The organism is Marinobacterium sp. NO-S09, assembly GCF_059179545.1.
This window is the reverse complement of the sequence record NZ_CP168954.1, coordinates 1973617-1988721: the sequence shown is the minus strand read 5'-3', so window position 1 is coordinate 1988721 and position 15105 is coordinate 1973617. Positions and strand designations below refer to the sequence as shown.

General features: G+C 56.3%; 9 protein-coding genes and 1 tRNA gene. 4 read left to right on the top strand and 6 right to left on the bottom strand.

From position 1 onward, the window contains the following. The first annotated feature begins 68 nt into the window (after positions 1 to 68). Together O3C79_RS09190 and O3C79_RS09185 are read left to right on the top strand one after the other, a co-directional pair. Positions 69 to 1718, top strand: a complete 1650-nt coding sequence (locus O3C79_RS09190; RefSeq protein WP_494385701.1) for an ATP-binding protein — start codon at positions 69 to 71, stop codon at positions 1716 to 1718. After that, positions 1711 to 2418, top strand: a complete 708-nt coding sequence (locus O3C79_RS09185) for a response regulator (protein ID WP_494385700.1) — start codon at positions 1711 to 1713, stop codon at positions 2416 to 2418. The genes O3C79_RS09190 and O3C79_RS09185 overlap by 8 nt, the downstream gene beginning before the upstream one ends. On the opposite strand, the gene O3C79_RS09180 is transcribed toward O3C79_RS09185, so the two are convergent. From O3C79_RS09180 to O3C79_RS09165, 4 genes are all read right to left on the bottom strand, one after another. Beyond that, the gene (locus tag O3C79_RS09180; RefSeq protein WP_494385699.1) at positions 2412 to 4178 is read right to left on the bottom strand and encodes a GGDEF domain-containing protein; all 1767 of its coding nucleotides are present in this window, start codon (positions 4176 to 4178) and stop codon (positions 2412 to 2414) included. The genes O3C79_RS09185 and O3C79_RS09180 overlap by 7 nt on opposite strands. Before the next feature lie 5 nt (positions 4179 to 4183). Next, positions 4184 to 5446, bottom strand: a complete 1263-nt coding sequence (locus O3C79_RS09175) for an ABC transporter substrate-binding protein (protein ID WP_494385698.1) — start codon at positions 5444 to 5446, stop codon at positions 4184 to 4186. A gap of 107 nt (positions 5447 to 5553) precedes the next feature. Further along, a complete protein-coding gene (locus tag O3C79_RS09170) occupies positions 5554 to 9006 on the bottom strand; it encodes an ATP-binding protein (protein ID WP_494385697.1) in 3453 nt (1150 codons plus the stop codon). Between the two features lie 207 nt (positions 9007 to 9213). Further along, positions 9214 to 9301: transfer RNA gene (locus O3C79_RS09165), tRNA-Ser, on the bottom strand. A gap of 198 nt (positions 9302 to 9499) precedes the next feature. On the opposite strand from O3C79_RS09165, the gene O3C79_RS09160 reads away from it, so the two are divergent. Together O3C79_RS09160 and corA are read left to right on the top strand one after the other, a co-directional pair. Further along, positions 9500 to 10474, top strand: coding sequence for a calcium/sodium antiporter (locus O3C79_RS09160; RefSeq protein ID WP_010323712.1), 975 nt, complete (start codon positions 9500 to 9502; stop codon positions 10472 to 10474). Positions 10475 to 10488: 14 nt separating this feature from the next. After that, positions 10489 to 11442, top strand: a complete 954-nt coding sequence (gene corA / locus O3C79_RS09155) for a magnesium/cobalt transporter CorA (RefSeq protein WP_494385696.1) — start codon at positions 10489 to 10491, stop codon at positions 11440 to 11442. Here the strand turns inward: corA and O3C79_RS09150 are convergent. Then, complete coding sequence (locus O3C79_RS09150; protein ID WP_494385695.1) at positions 11395 to 14298, bottom strand: bifunctional diguanylate cyclase/phosphodiesterase; 2904 nt, start codon at positions 14296 to 14298, stop codon at positions 11395 to 11397. The two genes, corA and O3C79_RS09150, sit on opposite strands and share 48 nt — an antisense overlap. A 131-nt stretch (positions 14299 to 14429) precedes the next feature. Further along, positions 14430 to 14897 (bottom strand): Lrp/AsnC family transcriptional regulator, encoded by a 468-nt coding sequence (locus O3C79_RS09145; protein WP_010323715.1) that lies wholly within the window; start codon positions 14895 to 14897, stop codon positions 14430 to 14432. Positions 14898 to 15105: the final 208 nt, after the last annotated feature.

Below are 15105 nucleotides of genomic sequence, written 5' to 3'. Positions count from 1 at the left end.
GTTCATTCTGTTCACGGGCCTTGAATGTCAGCTAGAGTTAACATCGAGCAGTAAAAAAGAGCCTGTTTATGAAACTCTCGATCCGCCGCTTTCCTCTGAAAACCCGCATGGTGTTGCTGCTGGGGTTAATTGCCCTGCTGCAGACCGGTGCTTTGGGCCTGTTTGCCCTGCATTACCTGACATCGGCATTGGAAGAGCAGATGGGTGAACGTGCCCTTCATGTGGCCAAAACCATCGCCAGCATTCCCCAGGTGATTCAATCCGTTGAAGATCGTGACAGCACCGAGCTACAACCGCTTAGCCTCACTCTGGCCGAAAAAACCCAGGCACTGTTTGTCGTCATTGGCGACCGCAACGGCTTAAGACTGGCACATCCCAACCCTGAACGGCTTGGCTTTTCCATGTCCGATGATGACGATGATGCCGTGTCGCCGACCTTGGCGTATGGTCTGGCCCAGATTACCCGCGCCGAAGGTAGCCTTGGGCTGTCCATGCGCGCGCGTGCCCCCATTTATGATGCCGCCGGGGAACAGGTAATAGGGCTTGTCTCCGTTGGCTACCTGCTCGACAAAGTGGATCTTTATATCAGCCGCTACCGCCTGACCATGACCATGGTGATTCTGCTGGCATTCGCGTTCAGTGTTATAACCGCGGTATGGTTTGCCAGCCACTTCAAGAAAGCGATCTTTGGCCTGGAACCCGAGGAGATCGGCCGTCTCTTCCAGGAACGCAACGCTACCCTGCAATCCGTGCGAGAGGGCATCATCGCCATCAACACCCGCGGCGAAATCACCACCGTCAACCAGGCCGCTCTGTCCATTCTGGACCTGCCCAACGAACAGAACATTATCGGCAAGCCGGTAACAGACCTGCTGCCCAATTCGCGCATGCCGGAAGTCCTCACCAGTGATCAGGTCCAATTCGACCAGGAGATCCGCGTTGGTGACCGGGTATTAATTGTTAACCGCGTCCCCTTACACCAGGCAGGCAAGGTCATCGGGGTAGTGTCCAGTTTCCGCCGCAAGGATGAACTGCATCAGCTTGGCCAGAAGCTCAGCCGTATCCAGCAGTACGCTGACAGCCTGCGCAGCCAGGCCCATGAGTATTCCAATAAGCTGCACACAATTGCCGGCCTGATTCAGATCGGTGCCAACGACAAGGCCCTGGCCATTATCGGTCAGGAAACCCGCGACCATCAGGCACTGATTCACCTGCTGGTGGAAGCGGTGCCGGACCCGGTACTGGCCGGCTGCCTGCTGGGTAAATACAACCGTGCGCGTGAGCTGGGCCTGGTGCTTGAGATCGACCCGGACAGCCAGATGCGCGACCTGCCCGAGTGGATACCCCGCGAGCAGTTGGTCAGTATCCTGGGCAATCTGCTCGATAACGCCTTTGAAGCAACCCTCAATCACGGCGGTCACGGCAAGGCCATTCTTCTGACCATGACTGACCTGGGCGATGATTTGATCTTTGAAATTGAAGACCGCGGCCCCGGCATACCCGATGATCAACAGGCGTTGATCTTCACCAAGGGCTTTACCAGCAAGGCGCGTGCCGGTCACGGCCTGGGGCTACACTTGGTCAACAGCCTACTGCAGCAATTGAACGGCACCATCACCATAGAGCCCGGCGACCCCGAAGGCAGCCGCTTTACCGTATACATACCCAAACAGCAGGCAGTGAAGCCCTCACCGATGACAGGAGCCGCCAATGACTAACCCCATACGCGTTGTAGTCGCCGAAGATGACCCGCAGATCGCCGAGATCCAGCAGCGCTTTCTTGAACGCATTGACGGTTTTGAGCTGGTAGGGCTGGCTCACAGTCTGGATACCGCCCGGGATCTGGTGGATGTAATGCAGCCCGAACTCCTGCTGCTGGACATCCAGTTCCCCAACGGCACCGGGCTGGACCTGCTGCGAGAAATGCGCACTCAGAACAACGCCACCGACGTGATCCTGATTACTGCCGCCCGGGAAGTGGACACTCTGCGTGAAGCGCTCAGGGGCGGTGTGTTTGATTACATTCTCAAACCACTGGTGTTTGAACGCCTTCGCGATGCCCTGCAGGAATATGCCCGCCACCTGGAAAGGCTGCGCTCGATGGAATCGCTTGCCCAGTCAGACGTGGACAGCCTGCTGCCTCGCAGCAAGGTGCCACAGGCCGATACGACAGCACCTGAAACAACAGAACAACGCCTTCCCAAAGGGGTTGATGCACTGACACTTGAGAAAGTGAGAGCCGTTTTCGCTGCCACCGACGTATCTCAAAATGCCGAAGAAGTGGGCGCTACCATCGGCGCCAGCCGCACCACCGCACGCCGGTACCTGGAATATCTGGTCAGCACGCGTGAATTGGAAGCCAGCGTCAATTACGGCAGTGTGGGTCGCCCGGAGCGGCGCTACCAGCGCACTCAGTGATCAGAACGGCCGGATGACGACTCCGAACGGCCAATACTGGCCACCTGCGGCCAGGCGCAGACCCGGTTGCGACCTCCGTCCTTGGCACAGTAGAGCGCCTCATCTGCCTGACGCACCAACCAATGTCGGTCCTGGGCAGGATAATCGCGGGTATGCAGGGCAACGCCCAGGCTCAAACTGACCTGCCCCATCGGTGATTCAACATGAGGCAGATGCAGCTGCTCAACGGCCTGGCGGATACTCTCTGCCACCCTAAGCGCACCTTCCAGATCGGTGTTTTGCAGCAGCATCACGAACTCTTCACCGCCATAACGCGCCGCCAGATCCGTCGCCCGCTTCAGCTGTAGCTGCAATTCGTCCGCGATGGCTTTGAGACAGTCATCTCCGGCCAAGTGACCATAGTGATCGTTATAGAGTTTGAAGTAATCCACATCCATCATGATCGCAGCCAACGGCTCGCCGCTGCGCTCAACCCGTGTCCACTCACGCTCCAGCACCTGGTCGAACAGGCGCCGGTTGGCCAGCCCCGTCAGGCTATCGGTATTGGACAGCGCTTCCAGCCGGGCATTGGCCTGTTCCAGCTCCTGGGTGCGGTCAGCAACTTTCTGCTCCAGCTCACTGCTCAATGCCTGAAAGCTGGCCAGCAGTTGCCGGGTTTCCTGATTCTTGGACCTGAACACCTCGGCGGCACGAGCCAGCTCACCCAGCTCATCGTCCGCATCCTGACGCTCGATGGTGGTACTGTCCTTGCCCCGCGCCAAATCCATAAAGGTTTTTGCCAATGACCGGATCGGGTCCGCCACGCTATGCCCGATGAGATAGGACAAGAGCAGAACCAGCACCAGAAGGCCCATGCAGATCCAGAGCACCCATTGCCCGGTCCAGCGCATTTCTGCAACTGCCTGCCCTTCGATATTCTTCATCTCAGCCTGTATCAGATCAGCCAGGTATTGTGTCTGGTACAGCATCTCATCCGCTTCCGCTGCCATCACCACATTGACCAGATACATATACCCGCGCGTGCGCTGAACCGCTTCCAGTATTACGGCTTCGTAGTTCTGCAGAGATTGCAGCATGGCGTCCAGCAACGCCTGCGCTTCGGGGCGGATCTCCAGCAGGGCAAAGCCTGACATCAGCTGGCGGCTTTCCCGCATCCACTGCTGCATCCGCGCAATGTAGCGCCCATCCAGCGCATAAAAGTAACGTGAGGCCCCCTGCTCTACCCTCAGCAAAGCGGTTTCAAGCTCTGCCAACTGGTCAACTGGCGCGACCCGACCGCTGCCCGGCAGGCGACGGTAGGCCTGTAGCAGACGATTCACTTCACTGGCGTGATCGGCAATACGCTGCTCTACCAGTTCAGCACGCCGCTGACGCTGGCGCTTCACATCCTCAAAGGTACTGGTGTAGATATTCAGGTGCTGGCGAATCGACTCGACCCGCTCCTGCACTTCAGGCTGACCACCCTGCTCCAGCTGCAGCAGGATCCGCTGCACCCGCTCACTGATATAGGCCGCCTGACGGGCACCGGACACCTGACCGTCCTGCATGAACAGGTCGGCCGAGCGCTGCAGTTCAACCACATTACGCGACAGTTCCTGCCCTCTGAGCGCACTTTCGCCATGCTCGGTAAAGTGCTTGAACTCACCAAACAGTGACATCACGCTGAAATAGGCCAGCAACACCATCAGCAGGGCGATTCCCCCGGTGATGATGTAACCGGCGTAAATGCGTGTACGCAACTTGAAATAGAAAGTGCTCACCATGATCAGGCCAGCAAAAACTCTTTCCACTTGATCAGGGTGTACTCGTAGTTATCCATGACCGTATTCCAGACCGCTATATTCTCGAATCGCTGCTGATAGGAACCGCCGGTACGTACTTCACCCTCGGCAACAGAAAACCGCCCGTCAGTCCCTTTCAAACGCTGGGCCGCTGGCTCTCCCTCATACCAGTAATCCCACTCGGCGCCACTCATGAAACGTCGTGAGCGCTCCGGGTTGGCGATGTAATAGCCCTGGCGGGCAATAAACGCACCGGGCCAGCCGGACAGCCACCAGTTCATAAAGGCATAGGCCGCCTCCTTACGCTCGCCCTCACAGTGAGACGACAGGCACATAACACCATGCCAGGCTCGGTAGCCTTCCCGCGGAGCAGCATAGACACAGGGAACCCCCATGCCATTGAGGCTGCTGACCCCCGGGGAAAACATGCTCTGAATCCAGACCTCTTCATTCTGCATCAGCTCAACCGATGCCGGTACGGAAGACCAGACACCCCGAAAGTGCCCCCTGCGCTTGTACTCAACGGCAATTTCAAACAACAGGTCCAACTCGGTACGGCTAATATTGCCAATATCGGCAAACTGCATCAGCCCACGTGCCTGCACCGCCAACGCCAGGTCGAACAGGCCGATAGTCGGCGCATTCACAATGGCCACCTTGCCATGGTAATCAGGGTTCAGCAGCCAGCCCCAGCTTTCGGTTTCATAGGGCACGCCCTGAGCTATGCGACGTGAATCGTAGCCAAAGGAATCCGTGTTATGAACGTAAGGTAAAAAGCTGATATGGCGGCTTGGCTCTGGCGCCAGCGTCCCTTCCGGCTGCACATACAACAGTTTGTAAGGCGCATCCCCCTGACCCAGACGGGCATCCGGTGAGATGCGTCCGGTTTTGGTCAGGCTGTTAATCTCGTTCCAGTACTTCAACCGGCTAATTTCAATAGGCTGAATCGAGCCGGCCTGCCAGAGAATGCGAATACTGTTGGACCACTGTTCGTAAAGATCAAAGGACTGGGGATTGGTCGAGGCTCGCAGGAGCACACCGGCACTGCCGCCGGGATGAAACTCGATATTGATGCCCAAATCCTGTTCGGCACGCTGACGTATCGCTTCCTGCAAGGTCACATGGGTACCCAGCACCCGAATGGTGGGTTTGCGATTGACCGCCGAGACAATAGCGGGAAAGCCCGCTGACGCAAGGCCCGAAGCCGCTACCATTCCCGCCTTGCGGAGGAATTGACGTCGTTGCATGTACCCTTCCCTTCGTTTGACCCTGCACGCACGTCTGGCAGGTCGTCCGGAACCTGAATCACTTCAGTATAGGTAAACGCCGGCAAGCTGCCATGCAAATGGCGACATCAAAGGGTGTATTCAGCCAGGTCCAGTTCCGCCAGCTGTTTACGCTGCTGCTTCAACAGCTGCAACAGAGAGCGGGCGGATTCAACATCACCACTGGTTCTCAACTCGGCTTCCACCTCCTGACTGCGCTGCTCCAACTCCCGGTTGGCTACGGTGCCAGCTCCGCCCTTGATCCGGTGTGCAACGCCAGCCAGCGTATCACCGCCTGCGGTAATAGCCTGTTCCAGAGTGGCCGCCAGTTCATCAAGGCTGGCTGCAAAGGAGGCCAGACAAGCCATGTAGATCTCTTCATCATCCCCGAATTGATGCTGCACCCGGTCGCGATCAATAAATTCGGGCAGGTTATCTTTCCAGTCGGTCGCCCCCTGTGCCGGTAAGGCATCGGAAACGGCAGAAGTTTTGCGTGCCTGTTCATGTAGTGTTTCAGCAGAAACGGGAGCCTCGGCACCGAAGAGTCTGGACAAGGCATCGTGAAGATCCTCCAGCACCACAGGCTTACCAAGGTAATCGACCATGCCTGCCTCACGTGCGGCCTCCTGGTCCCGCTCCAGCACTGAAGCCGACAAACCGATTACAGGCGGTGCGCCTTCCGGCAGGGCACGGGTTGCCTCGTAGCCAGTCATGCCATCCATATATACATCCATCAGAACCGCATCGTAATGCCCTTGAGCCACCCGCTCTACGGCCTGCTCACCTGACTCAGCCTCATCACAGGTCACACCCAGCTTGTGCAACAGGTGTACCACCACTTCACGGTTAACCGCCAGGTCATCTACGACCAACAGGTGCCGTGATGAGAAAGCTTGCAACTCCTCTGACACAGACTCTAACTCAGGCTGTATCGACAGGGCCTCAGGCTGACCAAGCTCCCCACTCAGCGCCGCAAATAGGCGCGCCGGTGTTTGTGGTCCAGGCAGACAGTACACACTGACGCCTTTCACATCTCTCCCACAGGGAATCACATGCCCTGGCGGCAGAAGCACAATCAAACGCAGCCTGGCCGCGATGTCCGGATTCATTTCGGCAACGGACAAGGCGGCTTGTACCGGCGCTGAGTCCAGCTGTTTATCCCCCAGCAGAATCAACGCGTGCTTCCGATCAGAATTGCCCAGAGCCCTCTGCCAGTCCTCTGGATAAGGCACAGCATCCACCTCCCAGCATTCGAATAACTGGCGCATATTTTCAATATGGGCGTCCGCAGCCGCTTCGGGCAGATAAACACTGAGCTCAGGCAGTCTCAAATCGGCATAACGACGACTTTGTTCAGGCACTTCCAGCTCGATTTTCAGGATAAACACGCTGCCCATGCCCGGATGGCTATCCACTGAAAGCTCTCCATCCATGGCTTCGGCCAAGGCACGGCTGATCGCTAGCCCCAATCCAGTGCCTCCGTAACGGCGGGCTGTTGAATCTTCACCCTGGTTAAAGGCCTGAAAAACCCTCTTCAGCTGCTCATCAGTCATGCCTACACCGGTATCCGCAATCGAGATAGACAGCTGTATGCTGGACTCATGCTCCGACAACAGCTCCATGCTCAAGCAGATTTCGCCCTGATGGGTAAACTTGATGGCATTACCCATCAGGTTGGACAGTATTTGCCCTAAGCGCAGCGAATCCCCCAACAGCTGACGCGGCAGCTGCGGGTCAATCTCGACACTGAGGTTCAGCCCCTTGCGTTCGGCTTCCAGCGCAAAGAGACCTGCCGAGCGCTGTACCAGTTCTTCGAGGTCGAAAGGCGTTTTCTCGATACTGACGCGCCCCGCTTCAAGCTTTGAAAGATCCAGGATTTCATTGAGAATCCGCAACAGGGACTCTGATGCCTGATAGGCCTTAGCCGCATAGTTGCGCTGCGCCTCGGTCATCCCGGTATCCAACAGCAGTTGCAACATCCCCAGAATCGCATTCATGGGGGTACGCACCTCATGGCTCATATTGGCAAGAAAGCTCTGCTTGGCCTCTGCAGCCTGCTCAGCCTCATGGGTACGGTCACGCAGCACCTGATCAGCCTGGCGTTGATCAGTGATATCTTCCACGATCATGATAAAGCCGCGCTCACCACCCGATAGTGGCAAATAACGCACCAACAGCAGACGAACCCCTCCATTCGTGTCCGGATAAAGCGTTTCCAGTGACGCGGATTCACCCTTGAGTACTTTATCCAGCAGGGCGCGACGGGACTCAAAGCGCGCCTCCCCCATGCACTCGGCCAGCGTCATGTTCAACGCCTCGGCCTTGCTCAGCTCAAACCAGTCGGCACAGGCCGTATTAATAAACTGGCAGCGGAAATCACGACCCCAGGCCGCGATCAGTACCGGAAGATGATCCGTCAGGGCTTCAATGAATGCGAGTGCCTCGCGTAACTGACGGGTACGCCGCTGGACACTTTGCTCCAACACTTCCGATTGCTCATGGCTCTGCTGTGCTTCCAAACGCGCCTGTTCAGCCAAAGCCCGGCTTCTGCGCATGGAACGCAGGGCGAAAAACAGCATTAGCGCCCCCAAAGGGGTACTCAGGCTCATTGCCCTGAGCGTATCCATGTCAGGCAACAAAGAATTCATACCCTCGTTGTTCAAATGGCTGACAAGAAACCACTTCTCCTCATGATGCACCGGAAAGGCAAAACCAAAGTCGCTCGACACAGGGGTGATCAGCCAGTGCCCCGCCTGCTTGCCTCGGGCTTCTGTTGAATGCGTAATGGCATCCAGGCTGACTTCAGGCGCATCCGGATAGGTATATAGCCCATGCTCATGCCCCAACTGTGCTCGCCATGCCAGCCCCTCATCCGGCGCACTGAGCCAGTCGGCATTGCTGTTGAGCATATAGGTATTAAACAGATGAACGTCGTGATCACCTCGCAGTTCATGCAGGAGTTTGCGGGCGTTAAGATTGATGATCAGAAACCCCGTGCCTTGAGCTGACTGGTCAGCCAGACGCATTCCGATGCGCAGAGTCGGCTGCAAAGGGATCTGTATGACTCCCTGCTCAACGTTCAGATCGAGTTTGGACAGATAGAAATGCCCGGCCGGCAATTTCAGTATGCGCTGAGTATAGGGCCGGTCATGCTTGGGCTGCAGTTGGCTGACCGGCACCACGGCCGGCTCACCGATGGAATAGTGATTAATCCGCACCCTCTCCAGGCCGTGCTGATCAATGTAACGCACCTGCAGGTAGTCAGGATTGGTGCTGGCCAGGAGGTACAACGCGTTTTCAACTTCCTGCCAGCGACCTTTTGATGCCAGTCGATACACTGTATTACCCAGCGCTTCCATCTGCTGCATGGGGCGTTCCAGATCGTCGCGCAGAGACTGGTGGCGCTGCTCCAGCAATAGCGTCTCTTCTTGCATCAAGATGGTGTGCGCCGCTTCACTGCGGGACAGGTCGAGCCAGTAGCTACCTGCCAGCAACAAAATCGTAAAGGGGATTACAAGGTATTCGTAGGCAAACCGCTGCATGAGACAACCTCACATTGGCCATCTCGTCATTAAGGCATAAATGTCGTTGAAGTGAAACGCTAATTAGGCTTCATTCAAACTTGGGATGATAAGTGTCAAGAAGGGTGTCCGATGGGTGCCAGAACAGCATTTCAACGGGGTAGGTTTGCGAGCAATCATAAACGAAAAAGCCCTGTTGAGTTTCCTCAACAGGGCTTCTGAATTCGATGGCGGTGAGGGAGGGATTCGAACCCTCGATACGTTTCCGTATACACACTTTCCAGGCGTGCTCCTTCGGCCACTCGGACACCTCACCGCATTTCAATTGTGTGGCTTGCAGCGCGTTGCTGTTGTCGCCTAATCAATTGAGGTGCGTATTATAGATGCTTGTTTTAAAAGCACAACCCCCTCGTGTGAATTTTTTTTCATTATTCCTGAGCGCGACGGGAGCGCCTGGTCAGAGTATGATGCGCACTGTTCTTAAAACCTGAATCTGCAAGGAGTTCGGTAATCGATGTTGATGGCAATTTTGGCCGTTGTGGGAGGGCTGGCTCTGCTGGTCTGGAGTGCTGACCGCTTTATAGATGGGGCCGCAGCAACCGCCCGTTATGCCGGCATGCCACCTTTACTCATCGGCATGGTTATTATCGGCTTCGGCACCTCCGCACCCGAGATGGTGGTGTCGGCTTTTGCGTCCATCCAGGGCAACCCGAACCTGGCGCTGGGTAATGGCTATGGTTCAAATATTGCCAACATAGCCCTGATATTGGGTATTACCGCCCTGCTCAGCCCGATCGCTGTCCATTCGCAGATCCTGCGCAAGGAACTGCCGGTGTTGATGGCATTTACCCTGCTGGCCGGGTACCAACTTCTGGATGGCCAGATCACCCGTATGGAAGCCGTGGTACTGCTGGGTGTTTTCTTCCTGATGATGGGCTGGTCAATCATGCAAGGCATGCGTCAGCGTGGTGATGCCCTGGGCAGTGATGTTGAGCATGACATGGAAGGCGAAACACAGATGACATTGCGCCAGGGTATTCTTTGGCTGGTTGTCGGCCTGGTTCTGCTGGTTGTGAGCTCCCGTGTACTGGTCTGGGGTGCCGTAGATATCGCCAGCGCCATGGGCGTCAGCGACCTGGTCATCGGCCTGACCGTGGTGGCAATCGGCACATCGCTGCCTGAACTGGCGTCTTCGATCATCGCCGTTCGCAAGAACGAGCATGACCTGGCACTGGGCAACGTAATCGGTTCCAACATGTTCAACACCCTTGCTGTGGTCGGCATTGCCGGCAGCATCCAGCCCATGAGTGTAAGCCCGGAGGCGCTGTACCGTGACTGGGTGATCATGGCCGCTCTGACCGCGTCCCTGTTTGTGCTGGGCTATGGTTTCCGTGGCCAGGGCCGCATCAACCGTCTTGAAGGCGGACTGCTGCTGTCCGTGTTCATCGGTTATACCGGCTACCTGGTCTATGGTGTACTTAACGCCTGATACGGAGAAAAAGGATGATTCGAACCTTCGCATTGAGTGCGGGCAAGCTGCGTGAGCAGGAACTGGCACAGCCGCTCAGCGGTGCTGATCTGCAGGCAGCCAGCTGGCTGGACCTGCAGGAAGCGGATGATAGCGAGCGCAGCCTGGTTGAGCAGCACTTTCCGGAGAGCCTGCCCGATGCCCGTAATGTTGAAGAGATCGAATCCAGTTCGCGCTATTTCGTCGACGGCGACGACCTCCACGTACACTCCCTCTTCCTGTATCAATCGGAGGGCCGCTTTCGTAACGCGACTGTGGCCTTCACGCTACAGCCAGACCGCCTGATCAGTATCCATGATGTAGACCTGCCGGACTTCCGCCTCACCCGCCTCCGGGCTCGTCGTGGCTGGATAGAGGCCGACAGGCCACTGCGCATCATGACGGCCCTGTTCGAACAGAAAATTGATAACCTGGCGGACCAGCTGGAAGACCTGCACCGAGACTTGGAAGGTGTCAGCATTGAAGTGCTGGAAAAGCGTGAATCAGACCTGGGCGAGCAGCTGGACCGCCTGGCCAAGCTGGAAGACAGCAACGGTCAGATCCGTCTTTGTCTGATGGATACCCAGCGCTCGGTGTCTTTCCTGCTGCGCCATATCCGTCAGCAGAAGCTGGACGTGAAGATCTGCCGCGAAATGCTGCGTGACCTGGACACCCTGATGGCGCACGCTACCTTCGTGTTCGAGAAGATCAACTTCCTGCTGAACGCGGCCCAGGGCTTCATCAATATCCGTCAGAACCAGATCATCAAGATCTTTTCCATCGCTGCCGTGGTGTTCCTGCCGCCGACGCTGGTGGGCACCGTTTACGGTATGAACTTCCACAGCATGCCGGAGCTGGATTGGATATTCGGCTATCCGATGGCACTGGGACTGATGGTGGTATCAGCCATCTCGCCCTACCTCTTTTTCAAACACAAGGGCTGGCTCTGACGGCTCGCGCATCCGCTTCTCGAATTCAGGCACCGGCAGCGGCCGGTCGAAGAAATAACCCTGCGCCTGGTGACAACCGGCCGCATGCAGGAAGTCGACATGCGCCCTTGTTTCAACCCCTTCTGCCACTGTTTCCAGATTCAGGTGGCGGGCGATATCGATGATGGAAGATGTGATCGCACTGTCATCCTTGTCCTCGGGTATACCCATGATGAAGGTACGGTCGATCTTGAGCTTATCCAGCGCAAAGCGCTTGAGATAGGCCAGGCTGGCATAGCCGGTACCGAAATCATCCAGCGCGATCCGCGTGCCCAACGCCCTGAGCTGCTCCAGCAGCAGAGCCGATCCCTGTACATCCGACATCAGCAGGCTTTCGGTGACTTCCAGCACCAACAAGTGCGGCTCCAGACCACTGCTGGCCAGCGCCTTACGCACATCGTCCACCAGCTCGGGGCGGAACTGAACCGCCGAGACATTCACCGCCACAGACAGCGGCGTGTTGCTCATACTCTGCCAGCGCTTGGCCTGATGACAGGCTTCACGCAGCACCCAGCCACCAATGGGCACAATCAGGCCGGTTTCTTCAGCCAAGGGAATAAAGCGGTCCGGCATCACCAAACCGGAGGCGCTATTCCAGCGCAGCAGGGCTTCACAGCCGATCACGCTTTGTGTGGCAAAACAGAATTGGGGCTGATAATAGAGCTCGAATTCATTCTGCTGCAGCGCATTGCGCAGGTTATTCTCCATGGCCAGGCGTTCCGAGACCTGCTGGTTCATCACCGGCGCGAAGAAGCGGCAGGTGTTCCGGCCTTCACCCTTGGCATGATAGAGCGCGGTGTCGGCACTTTTAAGCATGCTGTCAAAGTCATCACCGTCATAGGGGTAGAGGGCGACACCGATACTGGCCGTCACCACCAGATTGTGATCATGAATATGAACCGGCTCACTCACCAGATGCAGGTACTCCTCCACCCGTTTCTCAAGCTCATGCAGGGATTTGACCTTGGGCAGGAGTATGCCGAATTCGTCTCCACCCAGGCGGCTAAGGGTCTCGTTTTCCTGTGCCTGATCCGTCAGCCGACGTGCCAGCTGCTTAAGCAGGTTGTCACCGGCACCGTGGCCCAGGGAGTCATTGATGTGTTTGAAGCGGTCCAGCCCCACTACCAACAGTGCTACCTGCTCGCCGCTGGCACGGGCCTTGGCCAAGGCCTGAATGGTGCGATCACGTAACAGACGGCGGTTGGGCAGATCAGTCAGGGTATCGAAGTCTGACAGGTACTTGAGCTGGTCTTCGGTCGCTTTGCGCTCGGACACATCATTGAGCATGGCCACATAGTTCTGAGGCTGGCCCTGCTCGTCTTCAACGACGGTAATCGACAGCCATTGCGGGTACACCTCGCCGTTACGACGACGGTTCCAGACCTCGCCCTCCCAACGCTTTTCGCTACGCAACTGACTCCACATTTTTTCAAAGAAGCGTGCACTGTGCCGGCCGGAAGAGAACAGTGCCGGCGTTTTCCCTACCACATCTTCTTCGCTGTAACCGGTAATGCTGCAAAAGGCGGGATTGACGGCCATGATGTGATTGCTTGCATCCGAAATCATCGCCCCTTCACTAGCGGACTCAAACACCGTCGCGGCCAGCTGAAGTTCACGTGAGCGGTTTTCCAACTCATCCTTCTGCTTATCGATTGCGTGCTGATAGCGACGCACCAGATCCCTGAGCCAATGTGATAACAGCAGAGCCACAGACAGGGCGACCATAAGCGCCACCATCATGACCACCAGCATGTACCTCACATCCTGAGTTGTCTGTTCTTCCAGAGCCTGCTCCTGTCGGGCAATCGCCTCCTGCAAATTGTCCTGAAAGCTGGTGGCGACCAGTACCCAGTTCCACTCGGGCACCAATTGCACCAGCGCCTGCTTGGCATGCAGTTCGCTGTCGCCGGATCGATACCAGTCATATTGCATAAAACGCCCCTCAGGCGTTGCGCCCTGAAGCAGGGTTTGCACCATGTCGCGATGTTCAGGCGTCAGCTCTGATAACGTCAGCCCTTCGGACTCGGGCTGACTCGGTGAAAGCAACACCCGGCCATCGGTATGCAAAACGGCGATATAGCCATCGTCACCAAATGTCAGTGCTTCCAGGCGAGCCAAAGCCTCCTGCTTCAGATCATTTTCAACTTGATAGAGGTAATCGCCGGTACCGATAATCCAGTCCAGTGGCTCAAAATATTCAACGTAAGCGATCTTTTCCTTCATCTGATCCGGATAATCCGGCGCAAACCAGCGATAACGTGAATACCCCCCGCCTTCAGGCCTGTTTACCGCATCGATCAAACCGCGCATGATGTAGTGGCCAGTATCGTCCTGATTATCCATCAGCGACTGACCTTCAATACCCGGGCTGGTCGGCAGCAGTACACATTCACCATCCAGAGTATCGATGAAGATATAACCGCGCCCGCCGAAAAAGCGCAGATCGCGCATGGCTTCACGAATCAACGCACCAATACTGTCGAGGTCGTTATTGCCACTGCGGATCTGCTGACTGTATATGCTTCGAGCCAGTGTCATGACTTCACGGGTAACGGTCTGGATACGTTGTTTCAGTACCGTCTCGGTGCGCTCGCGGGAAAAGGTTATGTAGCCCAGGATGCTGTCAACTTGCTGACGCAACTGCTCACGACTTGCAAGCTCCATTTCAGAACGCTGAAGCTCCAGGCGGTTTTGACCGGTTTGATAGGCGTTGTTGGTAAAAAAGGCCGTAATCAGCAGTACCAACAGGCACACACTGCCCACCAGGGCGCTGGTCTGATAACGGGGGAGCGTTTTGGCATTGATCTTCAGAGGCATCTGATCCGGGGCCCGACTGCTGACTGGGTGTCTCCTGGCTGGCCTCGCTCCCTGAGGCCGAACTGAGAACTATTTTCTTTACTAAAGCCTCTTATAACACCCCCCAGTGAAGCGGACAATCAAATTTGCTGCTACAGGGGCAAAGCATGGCTATTCTTGATTTGACGCAAGCCAAAATTGGAGTGAACCTGCGCTATCCCCTTAAGAGTAAAGATCTTTTCGTTAAGAAAGCGGTCATAGGACCCCATGTCGGGTACGACCACACGCAGAACAAAATCCGCATTCCCGGTCACTGCATAGCACTGCAGCACCTCGGGATAGTTCAGCACCTCCTGCTCAAACTCTTCGGTGCTGTCGATGTTATGCCGCTGCAGTGACACCAGCACAAATACACTCAACCCCTGGCCCAGGGTTTCCGGATCCAGCAACGCCGCATAGCCGGCAATGGCCCCCTTCTCCTCAAGCGCCCTTACCCGGCGCCAGCACGCAGCAGGTGACAACCCTACCTGTTCGGCAAGCTGCTGGTTGCTGATACGGCCATCCTGTTGCAATACCTGCAGGATCTTGCGATCAAAATTATCCAGCGAAACCTGTTTCATTTAGTAACACCCAAGAATTTTCGAATATTCTTTCGTATTTATAGGTAAAAAGAAATATTTATCGGAAATTAACCTGATTCACGCCCCAAATAGCAAACACCTTTACGCCGCTTCTCCCTACAATTTCTCACCATAAATGCACGGTTTTCTGCACAGCCATCGGCAGCCAACCGGCGATAACGACAAGATCCAACAAGAGGAGTCCGGG